Here is a 26,481-nt window from a genome sequence, read left to right as displayed (position 1 = left end):
GCGACGATCATGGGTTCTCTGGGTGACAGCGCTGCTGGTCTCGCTGGGGCCCGACCTGTACTGGTGGATCGGCTCGCTCCTGACCGACGGCTTCGGCGGAGAATCCTTCGGCTGGACCGGGTACGGGATCTGCCCGGGCTTCGAGCTCTACCTCGCGAACGCGTACACGATGTACACGATCCTCGACACCCCCCTGTTCTGGTACGGCGGCGCCCCGCTCCTCCTGCTGGGCTTCGCGGGCTGGTACCTGAGCGTCCGGCGCGGACGCGACCGGCTGGGCCGGACCATCGCCGGCTTCACCGCCACGCTGCTGATCGCGAGATGCCTCCCTGGCCCTCTGATGTACGCCTACGACGCGACGTCTCCGGATTGCGCGCAATTCTGGGACCCGCTGTCGTTCGCCCTGAAAATCGACCTCTATTACCTGATTCCCCCGATCCTCATCCTCCTCGCCACCAGAACCCCGCGCCGCGCGTACGCACAGCGCGGCCCGGTCGGCCGCCGCGTGGCCATCGTCCTGACGCTGCTGGGAACCTCCGTGATCACCGCCCAGTCCACCGCGCCCAGCAAGGTGGGCACCTCCTGGGAGCTGGACTGCGACGGCTCCGGCCACACCCCGCAGCGCGGGCTGACCACGGCCGAGGCGCAGTTCCTGTGCCCGGCCGGGGCTCACGGCCAAGGGCCCCGGCTCCTACCGCGTCCGCGTCCACCTGCGCGGCCGCGACCTCGTCACCCAGGCCATCGACCCCCCAGACGGCGCGGTGCGACTGCTCATCATGGTGTTCCCCGGCGAACCGACCGAGCCGATCATCTACAAGTGACGTCTGGCCTTGCGGTAGGCGTCCAGGCCGTCCGGCCGCAGCAGATTCCCGGACCCGCCCCGCTCCAAGCGGATCTTGCGGGCACGGTACGGCTAGGCTACCTTCCCGCCTCATGCGCACCCCGCTTCTCTTCGTTCTCGCCGTGGCCCTGATCACCGGGCTTCTCCCTGGGCCGGCGGCCGGGACTGGCGGAAATTCCTCGACGCCATACGCGGTACCGGAGACGACATGAGGTCCACGGAGGAGCGATGGCACGGTACGGGCCGCAGCATCGTGTACTGGGTGAACCGGGGATTCACGAAGCCGTCCCCCGCACGATGCAACACCTGGTCCGTCGCCGGGAAGCTGGTCGCCTGACTCGACGCCCAACGGGTCCATCACGGGGCGGATAGCCAGCAGAAGATGTGGACGTACCCGCCGCTTGCCTCTGCCATGCGAATGGCCGCTTGGCAGAGGTGAGCGCCTGAGCCGTCGACCCCTTCGAGAAGATGTGAGGCAACGGGCACCGCTGCAGTCAACTCCGGGAGCAGGCGTCCCACAGGGCACCGGTCGGCGCCGTCTTGAGGTGGAACGGTCCACATAGTGAGACGGCTTTGCTGTGGATATCAAGGGCCTTTATATTGGTCATATTCCCTACATTGCCGACTGGTTTTACTGGAAGAAGATTGCCATGTACTCCTCCACCTCCTTGGCGCCGGGTGTGCGTCGTCGTCTGGCCCTCGGGCTCGTGTCGGTCGCACTCGCCGGTCTGACCGCGTGCGGGTCGGCCGAGACCTCGGTGAATGCCGGCGCCGGGAACGCGGCGACCCCGTCGGGTCAGCCGGCGAACCTGGCTGGTCAGGCGCAGCTCGCGCCCGGCTACGAGGCCGATCCCGAGCTGCGCGCCAAGCTCCCCAAGAGCGTGCTCGACTCCGGTCTGGTGCGGACCGCCACGAGTGTCGGCCTGCCGCCGATCAACTTCCCCGGCGAGGGCACCGACGAGGTGAAAGGGCTCAACGCCGACCTCATCCTCGCGGTCGAGCAGCTGCTCGGCGTGAAATTCGAGTCGGAGAACTACCCGAGCACGGCGGCCCAGCTGCTCGCCCTCGATTCCAAGCGGATCGACCTGACCACCTCGACCAACGGCGACACCAAGGAGCGGGAGGCGAAGTACGACTTCATCGACACGCTGCTGTCCCGCAACGTCCTCATGGTCAAGAAGGGCAACCCGGCCGGCATCAAGTCGGCCGCCGACGTCTGCGGCAAGAAGTTCGGCGAGGTGAAGGGCTCGTTCTCGGTGCTGGCGATCCTGCAGGGCGTCTGCCAGCAGGCGGGTACGGAGAACCCCGTCCTGTCGAGCTTCGAGGACATCCCGTCGATGCAGCTCGCGCTGATCTCGGGCCGGATCGACAGCTACGTCGGCAGCGACTTCAACGTGGTGTGGGACCAGTCCCAGGGCAAGCCCGTCGACGCCGTCCAGTTGCCCGAGGCCGGCACGCTCGTCCTCGGCTGGACCCTGCCCAAGGGGCAGGACGGCCTGCGCGACGCGGTCCTCGGCGCGCTCCAGAAGCTGCAAGCGGACGGCTACTACGACAAGGCGTTCGAGCGCTGGGGCGTCTCCGGCAACAAGCTCGGCCCCGATGTGAACATCGGCGACCAGGGAACGGGGTTCGCGGGTTGAGTGCCACCGCGGGGCCGCTGTCCGGCTGCGTGATCGTCGACTTCAGCCGGTTGATCGCCGGCCCGTCCGCCGGCGATCTGCTCGCCGCGCTGGGCGCGGACGTGATCAAGGTGGAGGACGTCACCGGCGATCCGATGCGCGGCGCGCGCTCGCGCCGGGTCGAGCACGGCCTGACCACACCGTCCTTCGCCGCGTACAACGTGCACAAACGCTCGGTCGCGCTGGACCTGAAAGATCCCGGAGGCCGCTCGGACGCCCTGCGCCTGTGCGCGGGCGCGGACGCGGTGATCTCCTCGTTCCGCCCCGGGACGATGGAACGGCTCGAACTGGGCGTACGGGAGCTGCGCGCCCGCAACCCCCGGCTGGTGGTGGCGCGGCTGTCGGCTTTCGGCGAGTCCGGGCCCGACCGCGACCGCGGCGGGGTCGACATCGTGCTGCAGGCCGAGTCCGGCCTCATGGCGGTCACCGGCGAGCCCGACGGGCCCCCGACGAAGGTCGGCGTGCCCATCATCGACGCGGCGTCGGCGTACGTGCTGGCGCTCGGTGTGGTCAGCGCCCTCCTCGGCCGCGAACGCGGCGGCGCGCCCGAGGAGGTGACCGTGTCGATGCTCGACGTCGGGCTGCATCTGCAGGCCCAGCCGCTGGCCGAGTACCTGTCGTCCGGCAAGGAGCCGGAACGGGCCGGCAACCGCGCGCCGTACGCCGCGCCCGCCGACGTGTTCCTGGCCGCGGACGGCCCGCTCGTCATCTCCGCCCACCTGCCCCGGCACTGGGCGCGGCTGTGTGAGCTGGTGGGACGCCCGCAATGGCGGGACGACCCGCGGTTCGGCACAGCGGACGCCCGCGTCACGCACCGGGAGGCGCTGACCGCGGCGATCGAGGAGGTCCTGCGCGAGCATCCGGTCGACCACTGGCTGCGGCTGTTCGCCTCGGCGGGACTGACCGCCGGCCGCATCCGGACGTACGCCGAGGTCGTCGGGGACGGTAAGAGGGACTCCATCCTGGACGCCGAGGACATCGACGGCAGCCCCATCCGCGTGGTCCGGTCGCCGTTGCGGTTCTCGGGCTGGGACGACACGGCACTCCGCCGCCGCGTGCCGCGAACCGGCGAGCACACGACAGCGGAGCTGGCATGAGTACGGACGCTGTCCTGCGATCGGAAGCCCTGGACGGCGGCGTGGTCGTGCTGGAGATGACGCGACCCGCCCGGCTCAACGCCATCTCCCGCAGGCTCGCCCGCGATCTCACCGACGCCCTGGCCCTGCTCGCCGGGGACGCCACCACCCGCGCGGTGGTCCTCACCGGCGCGGGCGAACGGGCCTTCGGCGCCGGCATCGACGTGCGCGAACTGGCCGAGCAAACCCCAGCGGAACGTGACGAGCAGCGGCAACTCATGATCGGGCTGCAGCGGACGCTGAGCGACTACGCGCTGCCGACGATCGCCGCCGTCCACGGCATCGCCGCGGGAGCGTCACTGCAGCTCGCGCTGCACTGCGACCTCCTCGTCGTCGGACCTGGGGCCCGCCTCGGCATGCCCGAGCTCAGCGCGGGACTGCCCGGCATCCTGGGCGCCTGGCTGGTGCACTCGCGGGTCGGGCCGCAACTCGCCGCCGACCTGCTGCTCACCTCGCGCTGGCTGTCGGCCGACGAGGCCGTCGCGGCCGGTCTGGCCGCCCGCCTGGTCCCCGCCGGCGAGGAGCGCGCGACCGCCGTCGCCATCGCCCGGGCGATCGCCGCGCACGAGCCCCACGCCCTCGCCGCCACGCACGCGTGGCTGCGCAGGCTGCGTACGGCGCCGACGACCTTCGCGGACGCGATCGAGGCCGCCGACAAGGCCCTGCACGCGGCGAACCACCCGGACGGCTCCGATGGCTGAGTGCACCGGGCTCGACGTGGCCGCGGTCCGCGCCGACATTCCCGCGCTGACCGGACTGGTCTACCTGAACACCGGGACCGCCGGCCCGCTGCCCCGCCAGGTACGCGACGCGATGGTCGCCGCGCTCGACGCCGACCTGGCGAGAGGACGCGCCTCCGGCCGGCGATTCGCCCGGATCGCCGAAGGATTCGAGCAGGCCCGCGCCCTGCTGGCCGGCCTCGTCCGCGCCGACGAAGGCGAGATCGCCCTGACCAGCGGCACGACCGACGGCATCGAGCAGGTCCTGGCGTCGATCCCGTGGTCTCCTGGCGACCGTGTCCTGACGACCTCCCTCGAACACCCGGACGTCCTGGCCGCCGTGCGCGCCACCGTGCGCCGCCACGACCTGCGCCTCGTCCTGGCCGGTACGAGCGGCCACACACCCGAGGAGATCGGATCGAGCGTGATCGCCGCAGCCGAAGGAGCCCGGCTGATCGTCGTCTCCCACGTCACCTATGGCGCCGGAGCCGTACTCCCGATCGAGCGGATCGCGGCGGCGGCGCGACGCCACGGCGCGCGGGTACTCGTCGACGGCGCCCAGGCGGTCGGCGCACTCGACGTCGACGTCCACGCGCTGGGCGCCGACTTCTACGCCTTCCCCGGGCAGAAGTGGCTGCTGGGCCCCGAGGGCACCGGCGCCCTGGTGGTCACCCGCGGCGCGCACCACCGGCCCGCGTCCGCCTTCGGATCCGGCGCGAAGTCGGCGATGCTCTGGGCGGGCCTGCGCGCCGCCGTACGGTGGCGCGAGGAGCATGGCCACGAACGCCTGCTCGACGCGGTGTGGCGGGGCGCCGCGCTGGCCCGCCGTCAGCTCGCCGGCATCCCGGGCATCCAGGTGCTCACGCCGGCGCCGCACGCCGGTCTCGTCGCGTTCCGGCTCGCCGGCGCCGACCCGCTCGCCGTCGCCACGGCGCTGGGCGCCCAGCGGATCGCCGCCAGGGGCATCGCCGAGATCGACGCCGTACGCCTGTCCTGCGGTCCGTTCACCACCGGAAGCGAACTCGCTTTCGCGGTCGAGGCCATCGAGAGGCTGACCCTGGACAAGGCGGTGACCACCCAGTGAGCGTGTCAGAGACACTGCTGCGCGACCGCCTCGGCATCGAGGTGCTGTCCGCGGCTCCGTCGCGCGCCGCCGCCCGGATGCCCGTATCCGGCAACCGGCAGCCCAGGGGACTGCTCGCCGGTGGCGCCTCGTGCATGCTGGCCGAGAGCATCGCCTCCCTCGCCGCGAACCTGCACGCCGCCGAACTCGGCGCGACCGCCGTCGGCCTCGAGCTCAACGCCACCCACCACCGTTCGGTACGCCACGGGAGCGTCACGGCGGTGGCCACCGCCATCCGGCTGGGACGGCGGGTGGCGAGCTACCACGTCGTCATCACCGACGACGCCGGCGAGCAAGTGTGCACCGCCCGGGTGACCTGCCTCATCATCGATGAGACACCACGATGAGCGCCCCGCACCCGGCGGAGATCGGCACCGAGCCCGGACCGCCCCGGCCGGACACGCCCGCGCTGGCCGGTCGCCGGCACCCGTGGCGATGGGTGGCCGGCGCCGCCGCCCTGGCGATCGTGGCGGCCGGCGCCTCCTCCCTGGCCCGCAACCCCGCCATGGAGTGGGATGTCGTCGCGGCATACTTCCTGGCCACGCCGGTGCTGAAGGGGCTGTGGCTGACGGTGTGGCTCACCCTGGTCGTCACGACGCTGGGATTCGTCGCCGGCATCGCCGTGGCCGCCATGCGCCTGTCGGCCAATCCCGTCCTGCGGGCGATCAGCTGGGCCTACGTCTGGTTCTTCCGGTCGGTGCCCGTCCTGGTGCAGCTGCTGTTCTGGTTCAACATCGGCTACCTCTATCCCACCCTCTCCCTGGGGATCCCCGGTGGGCCGACGCTCATCTCGGGCAGCTCCAACGACCTGATCAGCGCCACGACCGCGGCCCTGCTCGGGCTGACGCTGCACGAGGCGGCGCACGCCGGTGAGATCATCCGCGGCGGCATCCTCGCGGTGGATCCAGGCCAGATCGAGGCCGGCACCGCGCTCGGACTGCGCCGGTCAAGGATCTTCCGCCGGGTCGTGCTGCCCCAGGCCATGCGCAGCATCGTGCCCGCGACCGGCAACCTGCTCATCGGCACCCTCAAAGGCACCTCGATGGTGAGTGTGATCGCCGTGAACGACCTCCTCTACTCGGTGCAGTTCATCTACAACCGCACCTACGCGATTGTGCCGCTGCTGGCCGTGGCCACGGCGTGGTACCTCATCGTCACCTCGTTGCTCTCGGCCGCGCAGTACTACGTCGAGCGCCATTTCGCCCGCGGCGCGCGGCGCCCGCCACCGCCGTCTCCGTGGCATCGGATACGGGCGGCATGGAGGAGCCGATGAGCGAGCAGCCCATGATCCGCCTGGTCGACCTGCACAAAAGCTATGCCGGCACGCCCGTGCTGCGCGGAGTCGACCTGGAGGTCGCGCGCGGCGAGGTGATCTGCCTCATCGGCGCCTCAGGGTCGGGCAAGAGCACCCTGCTGCGCTGCGTCAACCACCTCGAAGCGCCCGACGCCGGATTCGTCGAGATCGACGGCGAGCTGATCGGCTACCGTCCCGCCGGCGGCCACCGGCTGCGCGCCCTCCCCGAGGGCAGGATCCGCCGCCAGCGGGCCGACGTCGGCATGGTGTTCCAGAGCTTCAACCTGTTTCCGAACCTCACGGCCCTGGAGAACATCGTCGAAGCGCCGATCTCGGTCCGCGGCCTGTCCCGGGCCGAGGCGGCGGAGCGGGCGGGGGAGCTGCTGGCCCAGGTCGGCCTCGCGGGCCGGGAGCACAGCTATCCGCGCCAGCTCTCCGGCGGCCAGCAGCAACGGGTCGCGATCGCCCGGGCGCTGGCGATGCGGCCGAAGGTCATGCTGTTCGACGAGCCGACCAGCGCCCTGGATCCCGAACTCGTCGCCGAGGTTCTGCAGACCATCCAGACCCTCGCGGGTCGTGGCATGACGATGCTCATCGTGACCCACGAGCTGGCCTTCGCCCGGGACATCGCCGACCGGGTCGCGTTCGTCGACGAGGGCCGCATCCTCGAACTCGGCCCGCCGGAGTCCGTCCTGACCGCGCCCCGCCACGCGCGTACCCACGCCTTCCTGGGCCGCCTCACGACAAAGGAGCCGAGATGACCGACGCAGTGAGCACTGTCTGGTACACGCGGTGCCCCGTGCCGACGGCGTCCGGGATCGCGCTCGACACCGGGCGGCTGGCGGCGTCGCTCTCCGCCGCCGGGCTGGCCGTGGCCCCGCTGCGCCTGGCCGGGGCCGCGGAGGCGCATTTCGACCACCGCCTTCCGGCCCTGTTCCGCGAGGGCGGCAACGTGCCGGCGCTGTGGGCGCGGTCCCGCGGCGAGCGCACCCGCCTGGTCGGCCTGACCTGGGTCCCCGAGCTGCAGGCGATCGTCACCCGCCGGGGCAGCGGGATCACCGGCCCGGGGGACCTGGCGGGCCGGCGGCTCATCCTGCCCACCCACGGCGGCGACCGCGTGGACTTCTTCCGGGCCATGGCCCTGCGCGGGTTCGACGCCGCCCTGCGCGACGCCGGCCTCTCCCTGGCGGACGTGGAACTCGTCGACGCCCCCGCCCCGCTGCCGCAGACGGAGGACAAAGGCGCCGACGGCTTCTACGGCGCCACCGTGGCGGCGCTGCGCGCGGGCCTCGGCGACGCCGCCTACGTCAAAGGCGCACCCGGGGCCGACGTGCTGGCCCGCGACGACCTGCTGTGCGTGCACGACCTCACCCGTACGGCGGACCCGCGGCTCCAGGTCAACAACGGGACGCCCCGGACGCTGACGGTCAGCGAGGACCTCGCGACCCGGCGGCCCGACATCGTCGCCCGGTACCTCGCGGCGCTGCGGGAGGCGGCGCGGTGGGCCGCCGGACATCCGGAGGACACCGCGCGGATCGTCGCGGCCGAGACCGGCTCGACCCGCGCCGGGGTGGCCCGCGCGTACGGCGACACGCTGCACCACCGCCTCGAACCCGAGCTCAGGCCGGACTGGATCGGCCATCTCGACGACCAGAAACGGTTCCTGCTCCGCCACGGTGTGCTTCCCCGCGACTTCCCGATCGACGAGTGGATCGACCCTGGGCCGCTCGCCGCATCGGACGCCTACCTCACCCAGGACACGACGACGGAGGTCAGCTCGTGAGCATCATCATCGGCACCCACCCCAACAACCTGGCGACCTGGATCCTGAGCCACGTCGACGCCCTGCAGGAGCCGCTCCGGCGGGCAGCCCAAGACGTCCAGTTCGTCCGCTACGACGACGGACGCCGTACCACCGGACTGCTCGTCGACGGGGTGATCGACGTGGGCGCGACGGGGTCCACGCCACCGATCGTGGCCCAGGCGCAGGACCTGGACGTCGTCTACCTCGCCGCGTCCGAGCCGCACCCGGACCCCGGTGGCATCGTCGTGCCGGCGGACTCGCCCATCCGCACCCTGGCCGACCTGCGCGGCCGCAGCATCGCCTTCACGGTCGGCTCCTGGCAGACGCACGCCCTCGCCGTCGCGGTCGACCGGGCCGGGCTGGCCTGGGACGACGTGACAATCGTGGACATCGAGGCGACCGCCCAGGGTGAGGACTTCCTGGCCGCCGGCACCGACAGCTGGCTCGTGGTCGACCCGGCCTACAGCAGGCTGCGCCGGCTCGCCGAGGTGCGCGTCGTCGCACCGACACAGGACCTCGTGCAGAACCGGTCGGTGTTCTTCGGCCGGGGGAGTTGGGTGCGCGAGCACCCCGCCGAGGCCCGCGCGTTCGTGGACGCCGTCGCCGCCACTGAGGAATGGGCTGCGGCGCACCTGGACGAGGTCGCCGCCCTGCTCTCGCGCAGCAGCCGCGGCGGCGCGGCGGAGACGTGGCGTGCCGCGCTGGCCACGCGGCACTGGGGCGTGCACGCCGTCGACGGGCGATTCCTGGCCGAGCAGCAGTTCGCGGCCGACCTGTTCCACCGGTTCGGCGTCATCCCGAAGGCGATCGCCGTGGTGGCGGCGGCGCGATGAGACGGCGGCGGGACGTGGGCGACGCCGCGTCCCGCCGTTATACCCTTCGATGGTGTCGATGCCTGCGGCGAGGGAGCCGGACGAAGTCGTCTCCTCTCAGCAACTGCGGTTGCTGTACGCGATCGGCCGCCTCGATCGCGGCATCCAGCGGGAACTCGAGCAGGGCCTCAGGCCGCTCGGGCTCTCCCCGCACCAGTACGCCACGCTGACCGTGCTCCGCGCGCGCAGCGGCCTCAGCAACGCCCAGCTCGCCCGGCGGGCGTACGTGACACCCCAGGCGATGAGCCAGGTTCTCACCTCGCTCATCACCGCCGGCCTGATCTCCCGGAGCCCGTCCAACGACAACCAGCGCGTGCTCGAGACCCGGCTCACCCCCAAAGGGCTCGAGGTCACGGCCAGGTGCGACCTCATCGCCGACGAAATCGAGGACCGCATGCTGGAGGGCGTATCCCAGGCGGATCGCCACTCCCTGCTGGCCGTCATCCGGGCCTGCGTGCAACGGATCAACGCCGGCCTGCCAGGCACCTGACCGGCGGCGCGGCGTCAGTGCGTGTACGAGGCGCCGTTGACGTCGACGACCGCCCCGCTGACCCACTCGGCCTCGGGAGAAGCGAGCCAGGCGACCGCCGCGGCCACGTCTTCGGGGACAGCCAGCCGGGCCAGCGGGCTCTCCGCTTTCACCGCCTCCTCGGACATGTCCTCGATGAGCGACGCTGTCATCGGAGTTTTCACCAGGCCGGGTGCGACGGCGGTGACCGCTATGCCGTACGGGCCCAGCGCGATCGCGAGCGAGTGCGTCATCGCGTGCAGCGCGGCCTTGCTCGCGCTGTAGGCGATGGCGTCCGCCTGCCCGCGGAACGCCCCGCGGGAGCCGACGTTGACGATCCGCCCGCCCGCGGCGGTCTCCGGTCGCTCGCGCAGGTGCCGGGCGACCTCCCAGGCCAGGTCGGCGGCCGCGAACAGGTTCACCGCGAAGACGTCCTCCCAGTCCGCTCGCCACTGCGCGAGGCTCGGCTCGGTGATGAGCGTGCGTCTCGTCACCCCCGCGTTGTTCACCAGTACGTCGATGCGCCCAAGACGGGAAACCGCGTCATCGACGATCTTCGTGGCCGCGCCCTGCTCCCGGAGGTCGCCCGCCACGACCGCGTGGCCGTCGCCGGCGAGCTCGCCGGCGAGCTGATGGGCGGCCCGCTCCGAGTGCCCGTAGTGCACGGCCACCCGATGTCCTGACGCGGCGAGCGCGCGGGCGATCGCGGCGCCGACTCCGCCGTTTGCGCCGGTGACGAGGGCTGTTCGGGCGGAATGTTTCATCTGTGTAGCCCTTCAATCGCATCTCTTGACACCATCTATCGATTATCTACAGACTACTATCCATGTCAGATTTTGAGATCATCGATGTCGAGGCTCATTACCTGAAGATGCCGTCGATCCGGGAGCGGACCGACAGCTCGCAGGACACCCTTCTCGTCCGCATTTCCACCAACGCGGGTATCACCGGAATCGGCGAGGTCGATTCGAGCCCGCTGGTGGTCAAGTCGATCATTGAGGCGCCGTACTCCCACGAGATGGTGAGCGGCTTGCGGCACCTGCTGGTGGGGGAGAACCCGCTGGAGATCAGCAGGCTGTGGGACAAGATGCTCCGCGGCACCATTTACTATGGCCGGGGCGGAGCGGTCATCCACGCCATGGCCGGAGTGGATCTCGCGCTGTGGGACCTGAAGGGCAAGATCCTTCAGCGGCCGGTCTACGAATTGCTCGGCGGCGGCTATTCCACCGAGCACCGGGTCTACGCCAGCCACATGTTCTCCTTCACGCCGAAGGAGAACGCGGAACGGGCGGCCGCCGCCGCCGATGCCGGATACACCGCGATGAAGTTCGGCTGGGAACCCATGGGCCCCGACCCTGACCTGGACGAGGCGCTGGTCGCGGCGATCAGGAAGGGCGCCGGCACGGCCGACATCATGGTCGACGCCGGCCTGGCCTGGGACGCCAAGACCGCGCTGAGCCGGGCCCGCCGTTTCGAGCAGTACCAGCCGTTCTGGCTTGAGGAGCCGTTGATGCCAGGAGATCTGCGCGGCTACGCGTTGCTGAGCGACGCGACGGACATGCGGATCGCGGCGGGGGAGCAGGAGTGCACCGCCGAGGGTTACCTGCGCCTGATGGACCAGGGCCGGGTGGACGTCGTCCAGATCGACGTCACCCGGACGGGGCTGACCGAGGCGGTGCGGATCGCCCGGCTCGCCGCCGACCGCGGGCTGCCGGTGTGCAACCACAACTTCACCACCGACATCAACACCGCCGCGTCGCTGCACCTGCTGGCGTCGATCCCCAACGCGCTCATGCTCGAGTACTGCGTCGAGGAAACCGACCTGAGCAAGTCTCTCGTGCGCAACCCCCCGCGCATCGAGGGCGGCACGGCCTACGTGCCGGCCGAGCCGGGACTCGGCGTGGAGCTGGATGACGCCACGATCGAGAAGTACCTCGTCACCATCTGAAAGCGGGCGCTACACCATGAGCAACTCCCCTGTGACCGACTACGACGTCGTCATCGTGGGCGGCGGCATCGCCGGCCTCTTCTCGGCCTGGCGGCTGCGCGATCGCAAGATCTTGATCCTCGAGGCGGACGAGCGAGTCGGCGGGCGCATCAAGTCCGTACGCCGCGGCGACTACTGGGTCAACGTCGGAGCTCATGTGTTTCCGCACACCGACACCCACATGGGCCAGCTGGCGATCGAGCTCGGCCTGGATGTCCGCCAGGTCAAGGGATCGGTCACGGGCATGGGGTTGGGTGCGAGGATCGTCGACCCTGCTCGGGTGGAAATGCTGCCCTTCGTCCTCCCGCTCACCCTGCGCGAGCGCGCCTCCATGATCAAGGCGGGCCTCAAACTCGCGCTCGGCGTCAGGCAGGTCAACCGGATCGAGGATCATCAGCCGCAGACCCCCGCGGACGAGGTGAAGCAGCGCCACCGGCTCGTCGAGTTCCGCAACGACCAGACGTTCGAGGAATACCTCGGCCCCCTCCGCGGCCGGGTCGAATCGATCTTCGACTGCATCGCCCGGCGCGCCGCCGCCGACTCCTACGAGGTCTCCAGCGGCACCGCGCTGCTGTGCTGCGCGCACGTGATGGGGCCCAAGGACGCCCCGGGCGCCACCGCGCGGGTCGTGATCGGGGGGACGGAGGAGGTCGTCCACGCGCTACACGCCCGGCTCGGCGACCACATCCGGGTCGGCGCCCCCGTCGAGCGGGTCACGGACCAGGGCGATCACGTCGAGGTGCGGTTCCTCGACGAGACCGTTACCGCCCAGTCGGTCATCGTCGCGACGCCCGCCCACATCGCGCGGGACATCATCGACGACGTCCCGCCGCCCCTGGACGAGGCGCTGCGCCACGTCACCCATGGAGCGTTCCTCAGCATGGCGATCTTCACCTCAGAGTCCGGGCCGCTGCCGATCGACGACGTCTACGCGGTGACGACACCCGGCCATGAGATCGACTTCCTGTTCAACCACGCCCAGGTGACCCGTGAAGGGGAGCGCAAGAGCGGTGGCAGCCTGATGTGCTACCGCGGCGGCCCGCGCGCCGCCGAGCTGATGGCCGAGAGCGACGAGGTGATCGAGCGCACCTTCCTGCGCTCGGTGCTCGAACTGGTGCCGCAGCTCCGCGGCAAGATCACCGAGACGGTGGTGCAGCGCTGGCCCCTGGGGACGATCTACGCCGCGCCAGGCCGCGCCGCGTTCCAGCCGGCCCTCGAGCGTGGCTTCGACCACGGCCGCATCGCGCTCGCGGGCGACTATTTCGACCCGCTCAGCGGAATGGAGCAGGCCGCCCGGTCCTCCCTCCGGGCGGTCCTGCGGGTCTCGGAAAATCTGCGATCCGCCGAGGTCGCCAGCGGGAGAGGAGGCCAGTAGGCGAGCCGGCCGATGTCCAGGCCGGCTGCGTGACCTCCGCGTCGCGCGACCAACCACATTCGGGGGCCACCCCTCATATGGAGAGCACATGAACCAAAAGCCCTACTTCTCCCTCGCGGCGTCGGCCGCGCTGCTGGCCTTGGCCGTCACCGGCTGCGGAGCGTCCGGCACCGCCTCCGAAACCTCCGCGGCCTCCGGAGGAGACACCACCGCTCCCCTCTACCAGAGCGTGCCCGAAGAGTTCCGGGACGGCATCACGGTCGCCGTGCAGGTCAACGCGCCGCCCCTGTCCTTCAAGGGCACCGACGGCACCGCGCAGGGTGAGGACCCCGAACTTCTCGCGGCGCTGTCCAAGCAACTGGGCATCCCCATCAAGATCGAGCAGGTGTCCTTCGAGAACATGCTGCTCGGGCTCAACCAGAAGAAGTACGACTTCATCACGCAGACCAACATCACCACCGAGCGGATGAAGATCTACGACCAGCTGTCGCAGTTCAACGACGGGTACAACTTCATCACCCTGAAGTCCACGGCGGACTTCGGCTCCACGATCGACGACCTGTGCGGCCGGACGATCGCCTCCCAGACCGGCGATCAGGCGACCGAGTACCTGCAGGGCAAGTCCGACGCCTGTACGGCCGCCGGGAAGCAGGCGATCAAGCTGGTCCAGCTCCCCTCCCTGCCGGAGGGGTACCTGACGGTGGCCAGCGGGCGGGCGGAGGCCGCGGTCGCCCCCACCTCCACGTTGAGCTACTTCCTGAGCCAGGAGAAGCAGCAGCTTGGCAAGGAGTGGAAACTGACCGGCCCGTCAATCCTGTCGGTGTACGCCGGTTACTCCTTCCCCAAGGGTTCCAAGCTCATCACCGTGGTCCAGCAGGGGATCGACGCATTGATGAAAGACCGGACATATGAGGCTATTCTCACCAAACACGGTCTAAGTGAGAATATTGCGGACTCTGCGCAGGTCAACCCCACCCCTCCGTCGGCCGAATAACCCCTGATCCGCTGACGCTGCCATCGATCCCCCATAAGGAAGGTTCAACCATGCGCCCGAGTGATCCCAGCGCCTTGGCCGAGGACGACCCGGTGCCCAGTCCGACCAGCGAACCAGCCAGGCACGGGCGCATGGTTGAACTCGCCGGGTTGCCGATCAGGCAACGTGGCGGCCACCGGCGCGAGATCATCGCCGTCGCGGTGCTCGCGGTCCTCGCCCTGGCCGTGTGGAGCGTCGTCTCCAACGAGGCGTTGCAGTGGGACATCGTCGGCCGCTACATGCTCGACATCCGGATCCTCAACGGGGTCTGGGTGACGATCGGCTTGACGGCGGCCTCGATGGCGGTGGGCCTCGTGCTGGCGGTCATCGTCGCGCTGATGCGATTGTCGGGCAATTGGGCCCTGCGTCAGGCGGCGCTGCTGTTCGTCTGGTTCTTCCGCTCGACACCCGTCCTGGTGCTGCTCATCATCACCTTCAACCTGTCGCTGTTCTATCCCACCCTGACCATCGGCATCCCGGGCGGCCCCACCCTCATCTCCGGCGAGACCCACACGCTGATCTCGCCCTTCATGGCGGCGGTCCTCGCCTTCGCGCTCAATGAGGCGGCGTACTCGGCCGAGATCCTGCGCTCGTCCATCACCGCGGTGTCCACGGGGCAATGGGAGGCCGGCACCGCGCTGGGGATGACCAGGGCCAGGATCTACCGGCGGGTGGTGCTGCCGCAGGCGCTCAGGATCGCGATCCCGCCGCTGGGCAACGACACGATCAACATGCTGAAGGGAACCTCGCTTGTCGCGTTCATCGCGGTGTTCGACCTGATGTACACCGCGCAGTCCATCTACCAGCTGACCTACGAGGTCGTCCCCCTCCTGGTGGTCGTGACCTTGTGGTACATCGTGCTGGTCACCGTCCTGTCGGCGGTGCAGTCCTTGCTGGAACGTCGCCTACGCGGCCGGTCGCGCAAGCTCGGCAACGCCGCGCGCGTGGTCGCGGGAGGGAAGCCGGCATGAACGACGTCGTACTCGAAGCCGTCAATCTCAGCAAGAGATACGGCGACGATCTGGTCCTCGACGGCGTCACCCTGCAGGTGCAGCGTGGCCAGACCGTCTGCGTCATGGGCCCGTCCGGCGCGGGCAAGACCAGCTTCCTGCGCTGCCTGAACCACCTGGAGAAACCGACGTCCGGCGCGGTCTTCATCGACGGCGAACTGCTGGGATACGAGCACCGCGGTGATCACCTGGTCGAACTGCCCAAGCGTGAGATCGCCCGCCAGCGCCGCGAGGTGGGCATGGTGTTCCAGTCCTTCAACCTGTTCACCCACATGAGCGTGCTGCAGAACGTCATGGAGGCGCCGGTCGGCGTGCTCGGCCTGGACCGCAAGCAGGCCAGGTCCCGCGCCGAGGAACTGCTGGAGACCGTGGGCATGGCCCACAAGGCGCACGCGATGCCCGAGCAACTGTCGGGCGGCCAGCAGCAGCGCGTCGCGATCGCCCGCGCCCTGGCGATGCGGCCCAAGGTGATGCTGTTCGACGAGCCGACCTCCGCGCTCGATCCCGAACTCGTCAGCGAGGTCCTGGAGACGATGCGCAGGCTCAGCGACCTGGGCATGACGATGATCGTCGTCACGCACGAGATCGGATTCGCGCGTGAGGTCGCGGCCCGCGCCGTCTTCATGGACGCCGGCAGGATCGTCGAGGACGGCACGGTCGAGGACGTCTTCAGGGGCGCCGCGAACGCGCGCGTCCGCGACTTCCTCGGCAAGGTCCTCTAGCTCGCACTGAAAGGGACTCCGATGTTCTCCTACCCCTCCGTGCTCGACGAGCTCGCTCTCGCGAGCAGGCGTCTGCCCGACTCCCCGATCCGTTTCGACGACGGCGGTGAGTACCGAATCGAGATCCCGAGCGTGGAAAGCACCGAGGCGTTCCGCATCGTCATCCAGGAGTGCGAGCGGCAGGGCGTGCCGCTGCACCGGATCTCGCAAGGCAGCGGCATCACCGTTCTCACCGACGACACGCTGCGCGAGTACGTGGCCATCGGCGCCGACCACAACGTCGAGGTCTGCCTGTTCATCGGCCCGCGCGCCGCGTGGGACGGCAACGCCGCGTCGGCGCTGACCGCGGACGGCGGCATTTTCGGCGCCCGCCATATCGGTGTCGCCGCGCTGCGCGCCGCCTGGGAAGACGTTGAGCGCGCCGTCGATTCCGGGCTGCGCAGCCTCCTGGTCGCCGACGAGGGACTCATCGCCCTCATCGGTCAGGCGCAGGCCGCCGGCGACCTGCCGAGCGACCTGATCGTCAAGGCGTCGGCGCTGATGGGCATCGCCAACCCGCTCGGCGCCCGCGCGCTGGAGCAGGCGGGGGCGCATTCGCTGAACATCGCCAGTGACACCACCCTCGGCGATCTGGCCGCGTACCGGCAGCTCACGCGGGGTGCGCTCGACATGTACATCGAGGGTCAGGACGGCCTCGGTGGTTTCATGCGCTACCACGATCTCCCCGAGATCGTCCGGATCGGCGCCCCCGTCCACCTGAAGTTCGGCCTGCGTAACGCCCCGGCCTTCTACCCCGCCGGTGAACACCTGGCCGCCGTGGTCGCATCCTCGGCGAAAGCGCGGGTCGCCCGGGCTCGGGCCGGGCTCGAACACCTGTGGCGCGGCAGGCCCGACGCGGCGCCCTCAGCGGTCGACGGCAAGCGAGACGGCGTGCCCGTACCGGCATGACACCGCGCCGTCCTGGGAGTCGCCCGGCCCGCGGCCTGCCGTGGGCCGGGCGGTCGCGCGGCGGGCCGACCGGCTTTGCTTAAGCGGGCGTGGGAATCAGCCGGCGTCCCCTGCCCCGAGCAGGCGCAGGGGAGTGATCTGGACGTGCTCGGTGATGACGGCCTTCAGCTTCTCGTCGTCGCCGTCGCGAATCGCGTCGACGATCTGCTGGTGTTCGGCGACGATGTCATCGGCCGCGTGATGGCGCGGCGCGAGGGCGTAGATCTGTGCCCTTATGCGCGGCTGGACACTACGCCACAACTGCAACGCGTGGCTCGACGCGGACGCACGGACGATGGTCTCGTGGAAGCGCACGTCCAGCTCGTTGATCGTCAAGCGGTCGTTGCGTTCCGCGGCGACGCGCATCTGCTCGATCAGGTTCTCCAGGTCGGCGATGCCACCGGCGCGCAGCGCCGGCGCGGCGGCGGTCACCGCGAACATCTCGATCGCCAGGCGAACCGGGATCAGCACCCCGATCAGGTCGGTCGCGGAGATGTCGGCGACGAACACGCCCCTGTTCGGGAAGTGCTCCACCAAGCCCTCGTTCTCCAGGACGCGCAGCGCTTCCCGGACCGGTCCGGGACTGACACCGAAGTCTTCGCGAAGCTCGTCCTGCTTGAGCTGCTGACCTGCTTTCAAGGTCCCGGAGACGATCTCTTCACGCAGCAGGTCGACGATCTGCTGCGGCCGCGAGGCGACCGGGATATGCGCTCTACGCGAAGCCGGGCGCAACGCCTCGCCCGCTGGCCGACTGATCTCGGTCGCCATTTAAACCTTCCGTTTCCGATTCTTCGTCCAATGGTGGCTGATCATCACTGGCTCGCCTAGGGTTGACTAATCATCGATTGTCTATAATCCTATCATCGACTACGTGCCCTTCTAACACCTGGAGCCCTCGTGTCCAGCGATCCGATCTTCGAAGGCATCTTCCCCGCGCTCGTGACCCCCTTCACCGCGGATGGAGAATCCGTCGACGATGCCGTGCTCAGGCAGGTTGTCGAGTTCCAGCTCGACGCCGGCGTCGGCGGTGTGATCCCCTGCGGCAGCACCGGTGAGTTCATGAACATGACCACCGATGAGCGCAAGCACGTCACCGAAGTCGTCTCCGCGGCCGTCGACGGCGCGGTGCCGGTTGTTCCGCATACCGGTGCCCTGACCACCAAGGAGACGATCGACCTGAGCCGGCACGCCGAGCGGAACGGCGCCGCGGCCGTGATGGTCATCCCGCCGTACTACGAGCCGGTGACCTGGCCGGAGGTGCTGGCGCACTTCCGGGCACTCTCCGACGCCATCAACATTCCGATCATGTACTACCACATGCCCGCGGCCACCGGCCTGCCGCTGACCCGCGAGCAGTTCGAAGAGCTCGCCGCCATCGAGAACATCAAGTTCACCAAGGACAGTAGCGCCAACGCCGTACAGCTGGGCGAGCTGTTCCAGGAGATGCCCGACAAGCTCAAGGTGTTCAACGGCGAGGACAAGCTCACCTTCTTCGGGCTGACCTCGGGCGCGCGGGCCTCGGTCTGGGGCGCCGCCAATTTCTTCCCCGGCCTCGCGGTCGAGCTGTACGACGCGATCATCAAGAAGCAGGACCTCCCGGCGGCCCAGGCGGTGTGGAAGCGGCTGTGGCCGATCATGACGACCGTGGGGGAGCTGGGCTACCAGAGCGCGGTCAAGGCCGGCTGCGAGGTCGTGGGCCTGCCGGTCGGCAACCCCCGGCTCCCGCTGCTGCCCGCCCCCGCGGACTTCAAGGCGCGCCTCGCCGACGTGCTGCGGTCCTCCGGCGTAGCGGTCAAGGGCTGACATGGCGACCATCGAGCGGGTCCACGTGATCGGGGTCGGCCCCGACATCCCGCGTACGACATGGGCGAGCATGCCCCCGCAGTTCATGCTGATGACGATCGTCCAGGTCTTCGACTCCGACGGTGGCGTGGGCGTCGGCTGCACGCAGAGCTACGGCTCGGGGGAGTACGACTTCGCCACCTTCGAGTCGATCCGCACGCTCGGCCAGTACATCATCGGCAAGGACCCGTCCAACATCGAGGCGCGCTGGCGCGACCTGCACACGTACATCACGCCGACGGCGCCCGGCGCCATCGCGGCCATCGACATCGCCCTGTGGGACCTGGCCGCCAAGAAGGCCCGCCTCCCGCTGTACAAGATGCTCGGCGGCTCGCGGGACTCGATCCCCGCGTATGCCTCGACCGCGGAGCTGGAGACCACGGCCGACTACCTCGACCACGTCGAGGAGATGATCGCCGACGGCTTCACGGCGATCAAATTCCACGCCTGGAACGTTCCCGAAAAAGATCTTGAAATGCTCACGACGGTGCACAAGAAATTCGGCGACACCGTCACCTTCATGCACGACGCGGAGAACCGCTACGACTTCAACGGCGCGGTCAAGGTCGGGCGGGCCCTGGAGGAGATGGGCTTCCGGTGGTTCGAGGCGCCCTTCCGCGACTACGACCTGGCCAGCTACTTCCGGCTGCGCGAGCGCATCAAGATCCCGATCGTCCCGCACGGCCTGTGGCTGATGGACCTGCAGGAGATCTACCACCACGTCTCGCGCTTCCCCTGGGACGCGGTGCGCTTCGACGCCTCGATGAGCGGGGGCATCACCCAGGCCCGCAAGATGGTGGCCATCGCCGAGGCGCTCGGCCTGCCCGCCGAGCAGCAGAGCTGGGGCTACTCCCTGATCCAGGGGGCCGCCATCCATGTGGGCCTGGCGTCGCCCGTCAGCAGCTACTTCGAGCTTCCCATCCCGTACGACGCCTACGAGTACGGGATCGTGAACCCGATCCGCTGCGACGAGAACGGCGAGGTGCGCGCCCCCGACGGCCACGGCATCGGCCTGGAGATCGACTGGGACGCCATGAAGCGGGCCACCCTGGCCGAATACGACTGCAAGAGCGTCGACGATCTGTGAAAGGGCCGAGCATGCCAGCCGATTCCAACCGGCGGAGCGTCGTCGTCATCACCGGTGCCAGTAGCGGAATCGGTCAGGCCGCCGCCATTCTCGCGCTGCGCGGCGGCGCGCGAGTGGCGGCACTCGGGCTCGCCCCGCCGAGCGCGCCGACCGGCGAGTGGTCGGCCGCCGAGGAGGCGGGCGACCTGCTCTTCGCCGAGTGCGACGTGCGCGTCGAAGGCGACGTCGAGGCGGCCTTCGCCCGCGCGTCGGCCGCGCTCGGCCCGGTCACCGGTGCGATCTGCAGTGCCGGCATCGACACCGGGGCCCCCAGCCACGAGCTGTCGATGGAGACCTGGCACAAGGTGGTCGAGACCAACCTCACCGGCACGTTCCTGACCTGCCGTGCGGCCATCCGATCCTTCCGCGAGTCTGGCCACCCCGGCGCGATCGTCTGCATCTCGTCGCCGTGGAGCTTCGTCGCCCCGCGCGTGGGTGGCGCGGCGGCGTACGCGGCCTCCAAGGGGGGCGTCAGCTCCCTCGTCCGGGCGCTCTCCGTCGAGTACGCGGGCGCGGGCATCCGCGTCAACGCGGTGACCCCGGGCGCGACCGAGACCGAGCTGATGTGGGCCAACGTCGCGCCGGAGGACCTGGCGAGCACCCGGGTGAAGATCAACGAGGAGGTGCCCTTCGGCCGCCTGGCCGACCCCGAGGAGCCCGCGCGCGCCGCGCTGTGGCTGCTCGGACCCGAGGCCGGCTACATCACCGGCGCCAACCTGACCTGCGACGGCGGCGTGCTCGCCGCGGGGGTCCTGACCGTATGATCGCCGGCTCGCCCGCGCCGCGGGACGAATGGGAGCGCGTGCTCGCCGGGCGGCATGAAGACGTGCGCGAACATCTCCGGGAGGTGGGCGCGCACGTCCTCATCGCCACCGATCACGCCAGCGTGCGCTGGATCGGCGGTCGGGACGTGGAGGCCGGCACGGTCGCCCTCGCCGACGACGAGACCGTGCGGCTGATCCGTCCGGGCACCCGGGCTCTCGCTCAGGAGCTACTCGACGAGGCCGGTCTTCGCGCCGGCCGCGTGATCGCCGTCGAAACCACGGCGCTGCCCGCGGCCCTGGAACCCGTGCTGCGCGGGCACCCCCTCGTCGACGTCGCCGCCTTTCTGGCGGGGCGCCGGCTCACCCATGGGCCGGCTGACCTGGAGCGGATCCGCGCCGCCGCCCGGTACGCGAGCCGGGGGCAGGACGCGCTCCGCCGCCACATCCGGTCCGGGATCTCCGAGCTGGAGCTGTTCGACGCCGTCAACGCGGAGCTGACCGCTCATACGGCCCCCGCCGCCGCGATCGTCGATCTGATGTTCGGCGATCGTTGCGAGCAGGTCGGCCTTCCTCCCACCGGACGCCGCGTGCGGCCCGGCGAGACGGTCATCTTCGACTTCGCGCCGCTGCTGGACGGGATCTGGGGCGACTCGTGCTCGACGACCGTCCTCGGACCTGTGCCTCGCGAGGTGCGGCGTCTGCACGATCACGCGATGCGGGCCCTGGATCACGGCATCTCGATGCTGCGGCCAGGAGCCGTCGTGGGTGATGTCGATCGCGCCGTACGGGGGGTGATGGCCGAGGGAGGATATGAATATCCCCATATGACCGGCCACGGCATCGGCTACAAGCAACAGGACTTTCCGCTGTTCGACCCGGCGTCGAAGGTCGTGCTTCAAGCGGGCGCGGTCCTCGCCTTGGAGCCTGGTGCGTACCTTGACGGCTACGGGGTCAGGGTCGAGCACCTGATGCTGATCGAGGAGGGCGGGGCCAGCCTGCTGACCTCGCACAGTCTCAGCCTTGAGCCGTGAGGGGGGCGGTGCCCGGCCCGAGGAAATCGGGCCGGGCACCGGCGTTCAGATTGCGGTGACCATCCCGCCGTCGGCGAGGATCGCCTGTCCGGACACGAATCCGGCGCCGTCCGACAGCAGGAAGGCCGCCAGCTTCCCGATCTCCGCCGGATGCCCGTAACGCCCGGCCGGGATCGTCGCCACGCGAGCCGGGTCCTGCGGGTGGGTGGCGATGTACCCCGGCAGAATGGTGTTCGCGCGCACCCCCGCAGGCCCGTACTCGGTCGCGTAGAGCTTGATCCACGCTTGCAGCGCCGACCGGAAGACGGATGAGACCGGCATCGTCGGCTCTGGGGTGCGCGCCGCGTACGAGGCCACCGCGACCACGCTCCCCGTCCCCTGGCGGACGAAGACCGGAGTGACGAGCTTCACCAGCGACATCACCGAGCTCAGCACCAGGTCGTAGCCGGCGCGCCAATCGTCTTCCGTGAGATCGAGCAACTTGCCCTTGGGCGGGTGTCCCGTGTTGATGGCCACGGCATCGACGCGTCCGTAGCGGTCGAGCGCCGTCGTCACGAGCCGGTCAAGGTCGTCCCCCGAGCGGACGTCGCCGCGCACGGCACAGGCGCCAAGCTCGCGTGCCACGTCCGAGATCGCATCCGACCGCGACATGACCACCAGCTCGTGGTCAGCCGCCAGCTCCTGCGCGATGGCCTTCCCGATCCCGGCGCTCGCCGCCGTAACGATCGCCACCTTACGATCCATCACATTCCCTCCCCTATTATCGATAATAGATTGTCATGGAATAATAGCAGGAAATTTCGTGGCGACCTGGGCGGCTAGGCCAGGCCGGCCAGCAGCGCTTGACCCAAGGTCATGGCAGCGACATCGTGAAGCTGCCCGAACTCAGGCCGCCTTCTTCCTGGGCGCCGCCCGCTTCGCCGGTGCCTGACCCGGCGAACGAAGGGAGGAACCGACATGAGGAAAAAGTTCAAGGCCGGATCTCGGCGAGGCTGAGCACGTGTGGCTGCTGTACGCCCTCGTTCTGTATGTCCGCGTCAAGAACCGGCTGCCCAAGAACTTCGACCACAACGCGGCCGTCGAGCGCCTGGCGCGCCGGCTGTCCGCCCGTACCGCGATGCCGGGCGACGACCACGAGGCGTTCTTCCTGGGCGCGACCCAGCTGATCGGCCTGCCCTGAGATGAACGAGCAGCGCGTCGTGCGGTACGGAGATCGCGCCACCCGACAGTATGCGGACCAATTCTGTGAGCTCTTCCGTCGCCTCATACCAGCGAATCAGCAAATGTCGCCGACGATTATCCTCGGCCATGCCGCCGACCGGCGGCTTGCAGACTTCTCGCGCGAAGGCGACCCACAGCCGATCGATTACTCCCTCTATCTCGCGGTGCAGGGCGACCGTGTGGTCGGCTTCCTGAATCTGCTCACCAGCGTCGATCGCAACTACGCTCTCATCGACTACCTGGGTGCGCTGCCGTCTACCGGAAGCGTCAGCTGGGAGATGCTGGAAACCGCCTGGCACGACCACGCGAAGACCCTGAAATCCCCGTTCATGCTGATGTTCGAGATCGCACCGCCCGTCGCCGAGTCAGCCCGATCACGCGCGAAGGCACGACTGTTCACTGAATACGCCCGGATGCGCGGCCTGGCCACTCGGAAAGCGCCCATCGACTATGTCCAGCCGGACATGGACTATAAGGCGATGGAGGGGACAACAGAACTGCCCGCGGACCTGTACATCGCGTCGAACCCCGATGCGCTGGCCGCCATGACAAAACTGAGTTACCTCCGGCTCGTCGAGTCGATCTACTTCGATGGTTATGTGCGCACCGTCGGCATCGACGAAGACTACATGCGCTACATATCGCGCCTCTACGAAAAGCTACGCGCGAGCAACGAGGATGATCCTTCCACTTCGAATTCAGGGTAAGGCCATCTGTTCCAGGGCTTTGGTGCCCGCCCGGGTTTGCCCGGGCGGGCGTTCGCGCGTCGAGTCGGGTCAGGGACACATCAGGGCCGCCCTCACGGCACCAGCAGCCACCGCCCCCGTTGGCCGCCGCCGGCGACCTTGTCGTACGCCGTCGCGGCCTCGGCCAGCGGCACCCGGCCGGCCACCCGCAGCTCCAGAACGCCGGAGGCGGCGAGGGCGAGCAGCTCGGCGAGCCGCGCGCCGTCGGGCTCGACGTTCACGATGCCGATCTCGATGCCCCGCTCGGACGTCGCGGGAGACGCCGAGACCACGCCGACGAACGTCCCGCCGTCGCGGACCGCGACGAGGGCCGCCGCGTGCAGGACGGCGCCGTCGAGGACGGCGTCGAACGACGGCCCCGGCAGCTGCGTGACGAGCTCACGAGCCCCGGCTCTCCGTACGAAGTCGCGGTCGGACTCGCGCGCCAGTCCGGTGACGGTCCAGCCCGCGTGGGCGGCCAGCGCGACGGCGTACCCGCCCACGGCGCCGGCGGCGCCGGTGACCAGCAGGGTCCGCCCGTCGGCGGGGCCGAGCCGGTCCACCATCTGCGCCGCGGTCGAGGCGTTGAGCGGGAGGGAGGCCGCGTCGACCGGATCGAGGCCGCCCGGCAGCAGCGCGGCGGCCGCCCCCGGCACGACGGTCTCCTCGGCGTGTGCGCGGACCGGGGCCGTGAAGTCGCCATGTACGGCGGCGACCGGGTCGCCGACCGAGAAGCCGGTGACCTCGGCCCCGGTCTCGGTGACGACGCCGGTGAGGGACAAGCCGAGGCCGACCGTGCCGGTGAGTCCGAAGATCACCCGGGCCGGTCCGCCGGCGAAGAGGGTGTCGACGGGATCGACCGATGCCGCCGTGACGCGGACCCGCAGGTCGCCGGGTCCCAGCGGGGGCAGCGTCACCTCCTCGAGGGTGAGCGCGGCGGAGTCGGGCTTGGACACGAGTGCGAGCGTCATGTGGATCTCCTTGCGATAGGTGGACTGCACCACCATCGGTGACCTACTCTCTTTTAGGAAGTAGACACTTTGAAGTGGTGTAGGCACCCAGAGGTGAGCCATGGACGTGACCACTGCTGACGGGCCGACGATGCGGTTCGATGTGTTCGACGCCTTCTGCCCCAGCCGGCGGCTGCTCGACACGATCGGCAACAAGTGGGCGAGCCTAGTGATCGTGGCACTGGGCCTGCAGGGCCGGATGCGCTATTCCGAGCTCTCCGCGCGGATCGCCGGGGTGAGCCAGAAGATGCTGACCCAGACCGTCCGGGGCCTCGAGCGAGACGGCCTGCTGACCCGCACGGTGACTCCATCGGTACCCGTCCGCGTCGACTACGAGCTCACGCCATTGGGCCTGTCCCTCCTGGACACGATTCGCCACCTCAAGGAGTGGGCCGAGGAGCACATGGCCGAGGTGGACAGGGCACGCGAGGAGTACGACCGGAAAAGCGCCTGACCCTGGTCGGCCCGGTCAGCTGGCGATCCGCGCCGCGCCGGCCCGTTCGTGGAACGTCCGCCGGTAGGCGGCGCGCGGCCGCGACATCTACGCCATCACCGCGCCGATCGTGGTGGAGGCCGCCGAGCGGATCCTGGCCGGCCGGGCCACCGGCGTCGGCACCGCCGGGGAGATCTTCGATGCCGAGGACTTCCTGCGGTCCCTGCCGCTGGACGAACTGTCGCTGGGCAACGGGTGATCTCCGGCCTCATGGCCGACACACTTCCCGTACGCGCGGCGGACGCTTCGGTGACGAGCGCGGGCCAGGAAGTGACGTGATCCATCTTGTCAGCGGGCGGCCGGTCTGAAGTGTTCGATGATGCGCGCGTAGCTGTCGAGCGCGTGTCCTTGGGCGATCGACTTCTCGATGAGTGCCTTGGTGTATTCGGGGATCGTGGCGTCGACGCCTCGGGCGTGGCTCTCGTGGACGAGGTGGCCGATCGGTGGGAGCTGGGTTTCGAGGGTGGCGTCGGCGGCCAGGTATTCGCCCTTGTCGATCTGCTGCGCGTAGGTCGACATGAACGACGCAACGCCGCCCAGCCAGCTGGTCGCGAACGGCAGGAATTCCGTGGCCGCGACGTTCTCGGTGCCTACCAGGGCCAGGGAGTGCATGAAGCTGTTGAAGGTGCCCCACATGATGCCGAGCAGTGCCACGTCGTACAGCGAGGGGATGCCCGCGTCGGCGCTCAGATGGGTGGTCCCGCCGCCCAGCACCCGCAAGGTCTGCTCGTGTTCGGCGAACAGGTCCGGCGATCCGCCGTACAGGATGACCGTGTCGGGAGCCCCGATGCCAGGGGGTGTCATCATGATCGCCCCGTCGAGATAGCCCGCGCCGTGCTCGCCCGCCCACCCGGCCAGCGCACGCGCCTCGTCGGAGGCTCCCGACGTGAGGTTCAACAGCACCCGGCCTGACAGTGCCCCGCGCACCGGAGCGAGGATCTCCCGAACCGCGTCGTAGTCGCGTACGCACACGATCAGCAGCGAACCGGCGCTGACGGCGTCCGCGGCCGTGCGGGCCTCACGCACGCCCGACGCGATCAATTCAGCGGCCTTGCCGGGCGTCCGGTTCCACACCGTCGTCGGGTGACCGGCGGCCGCGAAGGCGCCCGCCAGAGCCCGGCCCATCAAACCCAACCCGATCACTGTCACCGCTGTACGGTCCGTGCCCACAGTCGCCAC

31 protein-coding genes are annotated in these 26,481 nt (G+C 69.7%); 26 read left to right on the top strand and 5 right to left on the bottom strand.

Features of this window, described 5'->3' with window-relative positions; translation table 11 throughout:
* Positions 1-22: 22 nt before the first annotated feature.
* From Amac_RS04165 to Amac_RS04115, 12 genes are all read left to right on the top strand, one after another.
* Entirely contained in the window at positions 23-973 is a 951-nt protein-coding gene (locus Amac_RS04165) for a hypothetical protein (protein ID WP_155352956.1), read from the top strand.
* Between the two features lie 76 nt (positions 974-1,049).
* Positions 1,050-1,178, top strand: coding sequence for a neutral zinc metallopeptidase (locus tag Amac_RS54685; RefSeq protein WP_218040868.1), 129 nt, complete (start codon positions 1,050-1,052; stop codon positions 1,176-1,178).
* 313 nt (positions 1,179-1,491) lie between these two features.
* Positions 1,492-2,481, top strand: coding sequence for a transporter substrate-binding domain-containing protein (locus Amac_RS04160; RefSeq protein WP_155352955.1), 990 nt, complete (start codon positions 1,492-1,494; stop codon positions 2,479-2,481).
* Positions 2,478-3,617: a CaiB/BaiF CoA transferase family protein gene (locus Amac_RS04155; RefSeq protein WP_170322310.1), complete on the top strand. Its 1,140-nt coding sequence runs from the start codon at positions 2,478-2,480 to the stop codon at positions 3,615-3,617. Before Amac_RS04160 ends, Amac_RS04155 begins: the two co-directional genes overlap by 4 nt.
* On the top strand, positions 3,614-4,357 hold the full coding sequence (locus Amac_RS04150; RefSeq protein ID WP_155352953.1) for an enoyl-CoA hydratase/isomerase family protein: 744 nt from the start codon (positions 3,614-3,616) through the stop codon (positions 4,355-4,357). The genes Amac_RS04155 and Amac_RS04150 overlap by 4 nt, the downstream gene beginning before the upstream one ends.
* Positions 4,350-5,459, top strand: a complete 1,110-nt coding sequence (locus tag Amac_RS04145) for an aminotransferase class V-fold PLP-dependent enzyme (protein ID WP_155352952.1) — start codon at positions 4,350-4,352, stop codon at positions 5,457-5,459. The genes Amac_RS04150 and Amac_RS04145 overlap by 8 nt, the downstream gene beginning before the upstream one ends.
* 2 nt (positions 5,460-5,461) lie before the next feature.
* Positions 5,462-5,845 carry a PaaI family thioesterase gene (locus Amac_RS04140; protein WP_246268068.1) on the top strand — a complete coding sequence of 128 codons (384 nt, stop codon included), beginning with the start codon at positions 5,462-5,464 and terminating at the stop codon, positions 5,843-5,845.
* A complete protein-coding gene (locus Amac_RS04135) occupies positions 5,842-6,771 on the top strand; it encodes an amino acid ABC transporter permease (RefSeq protein ID WP_155352950.1) in 930 nt (309 codons plus the stop codon). Before Amac_RS04140 ends, Amac_RS04135 begins: the two co-directional genes overlap by 4 nt.
* A complete protein-coding gene (locus Amac_RS04130) occupies positions 6,768-7,553 on the top strand; it encodes an amino acid ABC transporter ATP-binding protein (protein ID WP_281356244.1) in 786 nt (261 codons plus the stop codon). The genes Amac_RS04135 and Amac_RS04130 overlap by 4 nt, the downstream gene beginning before the upstream one ends.
* Positions 7,550-8,575: an ABC transporter substrate-binding protein gene (locus tag Amac_RS04125; protein ID WP_155352949.1), complete on the top strand. Its 1,026-nt coding sequence runs from the start codon at positions 7,550-7,552 to the stop codon at positions 8,573-8,575. The genes Amac_RS04130 and Amac_RS04125 overlap by 4 nt, the downstream gene beginning before the upstream one ends.
* Positions 8,572-9,429 carry an ABC transporter substrate-binding protein gene (locus Amac_RS04120; RefSeq protein ID WP_170322309.1) on the top strand — a complete coding sequence of 286 codons (858 nt, stop codon included), beginning with the start codon at positions 8,572-8,574 and terminating at the stop codon, positions 9,427-9,429. The genes Amac_RS04125 and Amac_RS04120 overlap by 4 nt, the downstream gene beginning before the upstream one ends.
* Positions 9,430-9,487: 58 nt before the next feature.
* Positions 9,488-9,958 (top strand): MarR family winged helix-turn-helix transcriptional regulator, encoded by a 471-nt coding sequence (locus tag Amac_RS04115; protein WP_170322308.1) that lies wholly within the window; start codon positions 9,488-9,490, stop codon positions 9,956-9,958.
* Positions 9,959-9,972: 14 nt separating this feature from the next.
* Here the strand turns inward: Amac_RS04115 and Amac_RS04110 are convergent, their stop codons facing one another.
* Complete coding sequence (locus tag Amac_RS04110; RefSeq protein ID WP_155352946.1) at positions 9,973-10,740, bottom strand: SDR family NAD(P)-dependent oxidoreductase; 768 nt, start codon at positions 10,738-10,740, stop codon at positions 9,973-9,975.
* A 62-nt stretch (positions 10,741-10,802) separates the two neighbouring features.
* Between Amac_RS04110 and Amac_RS04105 the strand changes: the two genes are divergently transcribed.
* The 6 genes from Amac_RS04105 (at position 10,803) to Amac_RS04080 (ending at position 17,051) form a co-directional block, all read left to right on the top strand.
* Positions 10,803-11,924, top strand: a complete 1,122-nt coding sequence (locus tag Amac_RS04105; protein ID WP_155352945.1) for a mandelate racemase/muconate lactonizing enzyme family protein — start codon at positions 10,803-10,805, stop codon at positions 11,922-11,924.
* A 16-nt stretch (positions 11,925-11,940) separates the two neighbouring features.
* Positions 11,941-13,338 carry a flavin monoamine oxidase family protein gene (locus tag Amac_RS04100; protein WP_170322307.1) on the top strand — a complete coding sequence of 466 codons (1,398 nt, stop codon included), beginning with the start codon at positions 11,941-11,943 and terminating at the stop codon, positions 13,336-13,338.
* 88 nt (positions 13,339-13,426) lie between these two features.
* Positions 13,427-14,332, top strand: coding sequence for a transporter substrate-binding domain-containing protein (locus Amac_RS04095; protein WP_155352943.1), 906 nt, complete (start codon positions 13,427-13,429; stop codon positions 14,330-14,332).
* Between the two features lie 50 nt (positions 14,333-14,382).
* Complete coding sequence (locus tag Amac_RS04090) at positions 14,383-15,342, top strand: amino acid ABC transporter permease (RefSeq protein WP_155352942.1); 960 nt, start codon at positions 14,383-14,385, stop codon at positions 15,340-15,342.
* Entirely contained in the window at positions 15,339-16,103 is a 765-nt protein-coding gene (locus Amac_RS04085) for an amino acid ABC transporter ATP-binding protein (protein WP_155352941.1), read from the top strand. The genes Amac_RS04090 and Amac_RS04085 overlap by 4 nt, the downstream gene beginning before the upstream one ends.
* A 21-nt stretch (positions 16,104-16,124) precedes the next feature.
* Positions 16,125-17,051: a hypothetical protein gene (locus Amac_RS04080; RefSeq protein ID WP_155352940.1), complete on the top strand. Its 927-nt coding sequence runs from the start codon at positions 16,125-16,127 to the stop codon at positions 17,049-17,051.
* A 96-nt stretch (positions 17,052-17,147) separates the two neighbouring features.
* Here the strand turns inward: Amac_RS04080 and Amac_RS04075 are convergent, their stop codons facing one another.
* Positions 17,148-17,858, bottom strand: coding sequence for a GntR family transcriptional regulator (locus Amac_RS04075; RefSeq protein WP_155352939.1), 711 nt, complete (start codon positions 17,856-17,858; stop codon positions 17,148-17,150).
* A 129-nt stretch (positions 17,859-17,987) separates the two neighbouring features.
* On the opposite strand from Amac_RS04075, the gene Amac_RS04070 reads away from it, so the two are divergent.
* Genes Amac_RS04070 through Amac_RS04055 form a run of 4 tightly spaced genes read left to right on the top strand, consistent with a single transcriptional unit; the run spans position 17,988 to position 21,853 of the window.
* The gene (locus tag Amac_RS04070) at positions 17,988-18,893 is read left to right on the top strand and encodes a dihydrodipicolinate synthase family protein (protein ID WP_155352938.1); all 906 of its coding nucleotides are present in this window, start codon (positions 17,988-17,990) and stop codon (positions 18,891-18,893) included.
* A 1-nt stretch (position 18,894) separates the two neighbouring features.
* Entirely contained in the window at positions 18,895-20,019 is a 1,125-nt protein-coding gene (locus Amac_RS04065) for a mandelate racemase/muconate lactonizing enzyme family protein (RefSeq protein WP_155352937.1), read from the top strand.
* A gap of 11 nt (positions 20,020-20,030) precedes the next feature.
* Positions 20,031-20,822, top strand: coding sequence for an SDR family NAD(P)-dependent oxidoreductase (locus Amac_RS04060; RefSeq protein WP_155352936.1), 792 nt, complete (start codon positions 20,031-20,033; stop codon positions 20,820-20,822).
* Positions 20,819-21,853, top strand: coding sequence for a M24 family metallopeptidase (locus Amac_RS04055; protein WP_155352935.1), 1,035 nt, complete (start codon positions 20,819-20,821; stop codon positions 21,851-21,853). Before Amac_RS04060 ends, Amac_RS04055 begins: the two co-directional genes overlap by 4 nt.
* 45 nt (positions 21,854-21,898) lie before the next feature.
* On the opposite strand, the gene Amac_RS04050 is transcribed toward Amac_RS04055, so the two are convergent.
* Entirely contained in the window at positions 21,899-22,597 is a 699-nt protein-coding gene (locus tag Amac_RS04050; protein ID WP_218040867.1) for an SDR family oxidoreductase, read from the bottom strand.
* Positions 22,598-22,853: 256 nt separating this feature from the next.
* Here Amac_RS04050 and Amac_RS04045 point away from each other — a divergent pair, with 256 nt between their 5' ends.
* Together Amac_RS04045 and Amac_RS04040 are read left to right on the top strand one after the other, a co-directional pair.
* A complete protein-coding gene (locus tag Amac_RS04045; RefSeq protein ID WP_155352933.1) occupies positions 22,854-23,033 on the top strand; it encodes a hypothetical protein in 180 nt (59 codons plus the stop codon).
* 1 nt (position 23,034) lies between these two features.
* Entirely contained in the window at positions 23,035-23,781 is a 747-nt protein-coding gene (locus tag Amac_RS04040; RefSeq protein ID WP_155352932.1) for a hypothetical protein, read from the top strand.
* Between the two features lie 92 nt (positions 23,782-23,873).
* Here the strand turns inward: Amac_RS04040 and Amac_RS04035 are convergent, their stop codons facing one another.
* Positions 23,874-24,770, bottom strand: a complete 897-nt coding sequence (locus Amac_RS04035) for a zinc-binding dehydrogenase (RefSeq protein ID WP_155352931.1) — start codon at positions 24,768-24,770, stop codon at positions 23,874-23,876.
* A 100-nt stretch (positions 24,771-24,870) separates the two neighbouring features.
* Here Amac_RS04035 and Amac_RS04030 point away from each other — a divergent pair, with 100 nt between their 5' ends.
* The gene (locus Amac_RS04030) at positions 24,871-25,263 is read left to right on the top strand and encodes a winged helix-turn-helix transcriptional regulator (RefSeq protein ID WP_155352930.1); all 393 of its coding nucleotides are present in this window, start codon (positions 24,871-24,873) and stop codon (positions 25,261-25,263) included.
* Between the two features lie 109 nt (positions 25,264-25,372).
* Entirely contained in the window at positions 25,373-25,501 is a 129-nt protein-coding gene (locus tag Amac_RS57160) for a hypothetical protein (RefSeq protein ID WP_281356243.1), read from the top strand.
* Positions 25,502-25,590: 89 nt separating this feature from the next.
* Here the strand turns inward: Amac_RS57160 and Amac_RS04020 are convergent, their stop codons facing one another.
* Positions 25,591-26,451 (bottom strand): NAD(P)-dependent oxidoreductase, encoded by an 861-nt coding sequence (locus tag Amac_RS04020; RefSeq protein WP_246268067.1) that lies wholly within the window; start codon positions 26,449-26,451, stop codon positions 25,591-25,593.
* Positions 26,452-26,481 lie beyond the last annotated feature (30 nt).

The sequence above is a fragment of the Acrocarpospora macrocephala genome, from assembly GCF_009687865.1.
Taxonomy (GTDB): domain Bacteria; phylum Actinomycetota; class Actinomycetes; order Streptosporangiales; family Streptosporangiaceae; genus Acrocarpospora; species Acrocarpospora macrocephala.
This window is presented reverse-complemented; position numbering and strand designations above follow the sequence as displayed.